The following is a 6,369-nucleotide window of genomic DNA, read 5'->3' on the forward strand; positions in this document are numbered from 1 at the left end:
GGGGCGGTTTGTGGGGCGCCGCGGGGGCGGGCCCCCCGCTCTCTTGCGGGCCCGGGGGGCTTCCGCTGGGCTCTGCCGCCCCCCTGCCCCCCCCCCCCCCCCGATCCTGTTTCCCCACCCGCACGAGGCGGGCGGAGCCCTCAGCAGATCCGCGGGAGTTGCTCCCCCATCGGCAGGTCGATGACGCGGGTGCCGCCGAAGGGGGTGCGGCAGACGACCATGCCGGGGTGGTCCGCCACGCACTCGCCGATCACTGCCGAGCGCGCGCCCAGCGGGTGCGCCCGCATCGCGGCGAGGACGGCGTCGGCGTGCTCGCGCGGGACGAAGGCGACCAGCTTGCCCTCGTTGGCGACGTAGAACGGGTCGAGACCGAGGATGGCACAGGCGTTGGCGACCTGCGCGGGCACGGGGACGGCGCGCTCGTTCACCACGACGCCCACCCGGGCGGCCTCGGCGATCTCGCCGAGCGCCGCCGCGAGGCCGCCCCGGGTGGGGTCGCGCAGGACGTGCAGGTCGGGTGTGACGGCCAGCATCGCGGCCACCAGTGAGCTGAGAGCGGCGCAGTCGCTCTCGATCTCGACGCCGAATTCCAGACCCTCGCGCACGCTCATGATGGCCACGCCGTGCAGGCCGATCTCACCGCTGACGATCACCACGTCGCCGGGGGCGGCACGCTGCGGCCGGATGTCGACTCCGGCGGGGACGAGCCCGATGCCGGCGGTGTTCAGGTACACGCCGTCGCCGTGCCCGGCCTCGACGACCTTGGTGTCGCCGGTGACCACCTCCACCCCGGCGGCCCGGGCGGCGGCGCCCAGCGCCTGGGCGACGTGCGCGACCACGGCCGTCTCCACGCCCTCCTCCAGGATGAAGCCGCAGGACAGATAGGCCGGCTGGGCCCCGCTCATGGCCAGGTCGTTGACGGTGCCGTTGACCGCGAGGTCACCGATGCTGCCGCCGGGGAAGAAGAGCGGCCGCACGACGTAGGAATCGGTGGAGAAGGCGAGTCTGGCACCGCCGAGCTCGACGACCGCCGAGTCCGCGAGCCCGGCGAGCACCGGCCCGCCGAAGGCCGGGGCGAACAGGTTCGCCACCAGTTCGGCTGACAGCACCCCGCCTCCGCCGTGCCCCATCACCACCCGGGGGTGGTCGCGCAGCGGCAGTGGACAGCTCCATCCGAGGAGGTCCGGGGCGCCGCCGGCGCCGGTCTGGGTCTGGGTCTGGGTCTCAGCCAACGGGGCTCGCCTCCCTGGCCATGCCCGGCGCGTCGAGCCGCCGGTAGAGGTAGTAGGCGGCGCAGGCGCCCTCGCTGGAGACCATGGTGGCGCCGAGCGGGGTGCGCGGGGTGCAGGCGGTGCCGAAGGCCTCGCACTGGTGCGGCTTGAGCAGCCCCTGGAGGACTTCCCCGCTGCGGCACTGCGCGGGTTCGACGGTGGTGATCCGCGCGACGTCGAAGCGGTGCTCGGCGTCGTGGTCGCGGTAGCGCGGGGAGAGTCGCCAGCCGCTGTCCGGGATGACGCCGATGCCGCGCCAGGCTCGGTCGGTCACTTCGAAGACGTCCTCCAGCATGGCCCGGGCCGCCGGGTTGCCCTCCGGGCGCACGGCCCGCGCGTAGGCGTTGTCGACGGTGTGCTCGCCGCGCTCCAACTGCCGTACGGTGCGCCGGATTCCCTCCAGGATGTCCAACGGTTCGAAGCCGGTGACGACGATCGGCACCCGGTGGCGTTCGGCGAGCGCGGGGTATTCGTCGATGCCCATCACGCTGCACACGTGTCCGGCGGCGAGGAAGCCCTGGACCCGGCACTGCGGCGAGTTCATGATGGCCTCGATGGCGGGTGGCACCCGTACGTGTGAGACCAGCATGCTGAAGTTGCCGATGCCTCGCTTCCTGGCCTGGTGCACGGCCATGGCGTTGGGTGGGGCGGTGGTCTCGAAGCCGATGCCGAAGAAGACGACCTCCCGGTGCGGGTTCTCCTCGGCGATCCGCAGCGCGTCCAGCGGGGAGTACACCACCCGGACGTCGCCGCCCTCGCCGCGCACCCGGAAGAGGTCGCGGCCGGTTCCGGGCACGCGCAGCATGTCGCCGAAGGAGCAGAAGATCACCTCGGGCCGGGCCGCGATCTCCAGCGCCTTGTCGATCACCTCCAGCGGGGTGACGCACACCGGGCAGCCCGGGCCGTGGATCAACTCGACCTCGGGCGGCAGCAGTTGGTCGATCCCGTGGCGGATGATGCTGTGCGTCTGACCGCCGCACACCTCCATCAGCGCCCACGGCCGGGTGACCGTCGCCCTGATGTCGGCGAGCAGACCGCCGGCCAGCTCGGGGTTCTGGAACTCCTCCAGGTATCTCACCGTTCCTCCTCCTGCTTCGCCGAGGACGCCGCAGCCGCAGCCGCCGCGGCCTCCCAGGGGTCGCCGAACTCCTCCTGGAGCAGGCCGAGTTCCTCGAACAGCTGCAAGGTCCGGCGGGCCGATTCCTCGTCCAGCCGCTGCAGGGCGAACCCGACGTGGACGATGGCGTACTCGCCCACCTTCAGGTCCGGCAGGTATTCCAGGCACACGTCCTTGACGACCCCGCCGAAGTCGACGACCGCCATCCTGGTCCCGTCGCGTTCCGCGATCTCCAACACTCTTCCGGGTACCGCCAGGCACATTGCGGTCTCCCTCCTCTCTCCGGTTCCTCCGAACCTGCCGAACTCCGTACGCGCGGGGCGCTCAGTCGTCGGCCCGCGCCGCCACCATCAACTGGCCGAGCGCGAGCCCCGCGTCGTTGGGCGGCACCCGGCGGTGCCGCAGCACGGTGAACCCGTCCTCCGCCAGACCCCGCGCGCATGCCGAGGACAGCAGCGCGTTGGCGAAGACGCCGCCGCTCAGCGCGACCGTCCCGGTGCCGTGCCGCCGCCTGATATCGGCGCAGACCGCCCGCACCAGCGCGGCCACCGCCGCATGGAACCGGGCGGCGATCAGCCCGGGCGGCGCCCCTGCTGCCAGGTCCGCCACCACCGCAGCCAGCACCGGCCCGGGTCGGGCGGTCATCATCCCGCCCTCGTCGACGAGTTGGAATGCGTAGCCCTCCCCCGGGCCGGCCACCGGCCCGTGCGCGAGGGCGGCCGCCTCCAGCTCGATCGCCGCCTGCGCCTCGTACCCGGCTTTCTGGCAGACCCCGGCCAGCGAGGACACGGCATCGAACAGCCGGCCCATGCTGGAGGTCGGCACGCAGTTCACCGATCGATCCAACTGCTGTGACAGCAGTCGGAGTTCGCCTTCAGGGCAGGAGCGCACCGGCGGCAGGCCGGCCGCCCACGGGAGCCCCGCCGCCCGCAGATGGGCCAGCGCCATCCGGTACGGACGCACCATGGCCGCATCGCCCCCCGGCAGCGGAACGTAGTCGAGCCGGGCGAGACGCCGAAAGCCCCGGTAGTCGGCCAGCAGCGCTTCTCCGCCCCACACCGCGCCGTCCACTCCGTAACCGGTGCCGTCGAAGGCGATCCCGATCACGGGCCGGCTGCCGTCGAGGCCGTGCTCGGCCATCACCGAGGCGATGTGCGCGTGGTGGTGCTGGACGTCCCGTACCTCACGGCCCCGGGCCGACCTGCGCACGTGCCGGGCGGAGCGGTAGCCGGGGTGGCGGTCGACGACGAGCACCTCGGGCTGCACGCCGGTGACGGCCCCGAGGTGGTCCACCGCGCGGTCGAACGCCCGCAGGGTGGCGAGGTCGTCCATGTCGCCGAGGTGGCCGGACAGCCAGGCGTAGCCGTCCCGGGCCAGCGCGAAGGTGTTCTTGAGGTCGCCGCCCGCGGCCAGCGCGGGCCGCACCGGCACCGGCAGGGGCACCGGGAGCGGCACGTAGCCGCGCGAGCGCCGTACCGGCAGCAGCTGCCCGTCCACCACCCGCACCACGGAGTCCTCGCAGGGCACGTGGATGGGGCGGTCGTGGGTGAGCCAGCCGTCGACCAGCGGGGCGAGACGGGCGAGGGCCTCCCGGTCGTCCGTCACGATGGGCTCGCCGGACAGGTTCGCGCTGGTCATGACCAGCAGTCCGGGGCCGGGAGGGGCGAGCAGGAGGTGGTGCAGCGGGGTGTACGGCAGCAGCACGCCGAGGTCGGGGCTGCGCGGAGCGGCTGCTTCCAGCTCCGCGAGCCGGTGTGCCCCCCGGCGCAGCAGCACGATCGGCCGCACCGGGCCGGTGAGCAGTTCCTCCTCGACGGGCCCCAGCTCCACCGCCCCGGATGCCGCCAGTGCCCTGAGCTGTTCGAGGTCGCGGGCCATCAGGGCGAAGGGCTTGTCACCGCGCCGCTTGCGCCGGCGCAGCAGGGCGACGGTGTCCGCGTCGGTGGCGTCGCAGGCCAGGTGGTAGCCGCCGATGCCCTTGACGGCCAGGACCGCTCCGCAGGTGATCAGGCGCCGGGCCTCGGTGAGCGCCTGCTCGCCGTCGAGCACGGGGAGCCCGGGGACGGACAGGGTGAGGGTCGGGCCGCAGGTGTGGCAGGCGACGGGCTGGGCGTGGAAGCGCCGGTCGGCCGGGTCCGCGTACTCGCGGGCGCAGTCGGGGCACATCGCGAAGGCCGCCATCGTGGTATTGGCCCGGTCGTACGGCAGGGCGGTGACGATGGTGTGCCGGGGCCCGCAGTTGGTGCAGCTGATGAACGGGTGCCGGTAGCGGCGGTCGGCGGGGTCGGCCAGTTCGGCGAGGCAGTCGGCGCAGGTGGCGGTGTCCGGGGGGATCTGGGTGCGGTGCGGTCCGTCGGCGCGGGAGGGTGTGATGACGAAGCCCGGTGTGCCGGTGACGGCCAGCGGCTGGTGGTCCACCGAGGCGACGTCGGCGAGCGGGGGCGCGTCGCTGGCGATGCGTCGGCAGAACGCGGTCACCGCCTCGCCGGTGCCCTCGATCTCGGCGAGTACGCCCTCGCCGGTGTTGGTGACGCTGCCGGACAGGCCGAGTTCGGTGGCGAGGGTGAAGACGAACGGTCGGAATCCGACGCCTTGGACGAGTCCGCGCACGGCGACCCGGCGGCGCTGGAGCAGGGGCGGCTGCTGATCCGTGGTCACGACAGGTCCACGGCCGGGTGCGGGTGGTCGTGGGCCCCCGCGTGGTCGTTGCCATTGCCGTGGTTGTGGTTGTTGCCGTGGTCGTGGCTGTGGTCGTGGTCGTGCGCGCCGGCCATCACCGGCCGGTGGACCTGCGCGCCGGCCAGCACCGCGAGCGCCCGGTCCAGCAGCGCCCCGGCACCCTGCCCGGTGCGGGCCGAGGTGAAGACCACCTCCACCCCCGGGTTGACCCGCGCGACGCTCGCGAGGAAGGCCGCTTCGTCGAACTGTGCCGCGACGGCGAGGTCCGCCTTGGTGACCAGCACCAGGTTGGCCAGTCCGAAGGCGGTCGGGTACTTGAGCGGCTTGTCCTCCCCCTCGGTGACCGAGGCCAGGACGACCCGCAGCGACTCGCCGAGATCGTAGGAGGCGGGGCAGACCAGGTTGCCGACGTTCTCGACGAACAGCAGCCGGGTGTCCGGCGGCAGCCAGCCGGCCAGGTGCCCGCGCAGCATCGCCGTCTCCAGGTGGCACAGGCCGTCGGTGAGGACCTGCTTCACCGGCGCGCCCGAACGGGCCAGCCGGCGCGCGTCGTTCTCGGTGGCGAGGTCGGCGGTGAGGGCCGCGACGGGCACCTCGCGCTCCCGGGCGAGGCCGAGTTCGGCCTCCAGGAGCGCCGTCTTGCCGCTGCCCGGGCTGGACAGCAGGTTCACCACGACGGTGCCCCGGGCGGCCAGTTCCGCCCGCAGCCGCCGGGCGTCGTCGTCGTTGCGGGCGAGAACCGCCTGCCGGAGATCGACGGTGCGACACATCGGTTTCAGCCTCCTTGATCGGTCCGGGCGCCCGCCGGGGGCTCGGACCACTCGACGCCGAGGATCTGCAGCTCACGCCCGGCCAGCAGTTCGACCCTGGCACCGGCGCAGCGCGGGCAGCCCAGGTCGGGCGGCATGCCGACGCTCCACTCGACCCCGCAGGGCGTGCACTTCGCCCGTGCGGCGACGGCCTCGGTCTCCAGCACCGCACCTTCCAACAGCGTTCCGGCACAGGCCAGTTCGAAGCAGAAGTCGAGTGCCGACGGGACGACTCCGGCCAGTTCGCCGATCTGCAACCGGACTCTGGCCACGGCGCTCTCCCCGTGCGCGCGGGCAGCCCGGTCCACCTGGTCGACGACGGCCGTCGCGATCGACATCTCGTGCATCTGTCTCGTTTCCCGCCGCTGGAGGCGCCCGGCTCCTTGGGGGCGCGGGCCCGGTGTCCGGGCCCCGTGAGCAACAGGCCCCGTGAGCAACAGGCCCCATTACAGGGGGGGGGGGGGGGGGGGGGGCGGGCGCCCCCCCCCCCCCC

The 6,369-nt window shown here is 73.6% G+C and carries 6 protein-coding genes; all 6 read right to left on the reverse strand.

From position 1 onward, the window contains the following. Positions 1 to 140: 140 nt before the first annotated feature. The 6 genes from hypE to hypA all read right to left on the reverse strand — a co-directional run bounded on the left by hypE (position 141) and on the right by hypA (position 6,223). Positions 141 to 1,232, reverse strand: coding sequence for a hydrogenase expression/formation protein HypE (gene hypE / locus ACFV61_RS33355; RefSeq protein ID WP_380495786.1), 1,092 nt, complete (start codon positions 1,230 to 1,232; stop codon positions 141 to 143). Next, complete coding sequence (hypD, locus tag ACFV61_RS33360; RefSeq protein ID WP_380495788.1) at positions 1,225 to 2,349, reverse strand: hydrogenase formation protein HypD; 1,125 nt, start codon at positions 2,347 to 2,349, stop codon at positions 1,225 to 1,227. Before hypD ends, hypE begins: the two co-directional genes overlap by 8 nt. Further along, positions 2,346 to 2,651 (reverse strand): HypC/HybG/HupF family hydrogenase formation chaperone, encoded by a 306-nt coding sequence (locus tag ACFV61_RS33365; RefSeq protein WP_380495790.1) that lies wholly within the window; start codon positions 2,649 to 2,651, stop codon positions 2,346 to 2,348. The genes hypD and ACFV61_RS33365 overlap by 4 nt, the downstream gene beginning before the upstream one ends. A 61-nt stretch (positions 2,652 to 2,712) precedes the next feature. Beyond that, positions 2,713 to 5,046 carry a carbamoyltransferase HypF gene (hypF, locus tag ACFV61_RS33370; protein WP_380495792.1) on the reverse strand — a complete coding sequence of 778 codons (2,334 nt, stop codon included), beginning with the start codon at positions 5,044 to 5,046 and terminating at the stop codon, positions 2,713 to 2,715. Beyond that, positions 5,043 to 5,837, reverse strand: a complete 795-nt coding sequence (gene hypB, locus ACFV61_RS33375) for a hydrogenase nickel incorporation protein HypB (RefSeq protein WP_380495794.1) — start codon at positions 5,835 to 5,837, stop codon at positions 5,043 to 5,045. The genes hypF and hypB overlap by 4 nt, the downstream gene beginning before the upstream one ends. A gap of 5 nt (positions 5,838 to 5,842) precedes the next feature. Continuing rightward, positions 5,843 to 6,223 carry a hydrogenase maturation nickel metallochaperone HypA gene (gene hypA, locus ACFV61_RS33380; RefSeq protein WP_063350769.1) on the reverse strand — a complete coding sequence of 127 codons (381 nt, stop codon included), beginning with the start codon at positions 6,221 to 6,223 and terminating at the stop codon, positions 5,843 to 5,845. Between the last annotated feature and the right edge of the window lie 146 nt (positions 6,224 to 6,369).

It is taken from the genome of Kitasatospora sp. NPDC059817 (assembly GCF_042731835.1).
In the GTDB taxonomy this organism is placed as follows: domain Bacteria; phylum Actinomycetota; class Actinomycetes; order Streptomycetales; family Streptomycetaceae; genus Kitasatospora.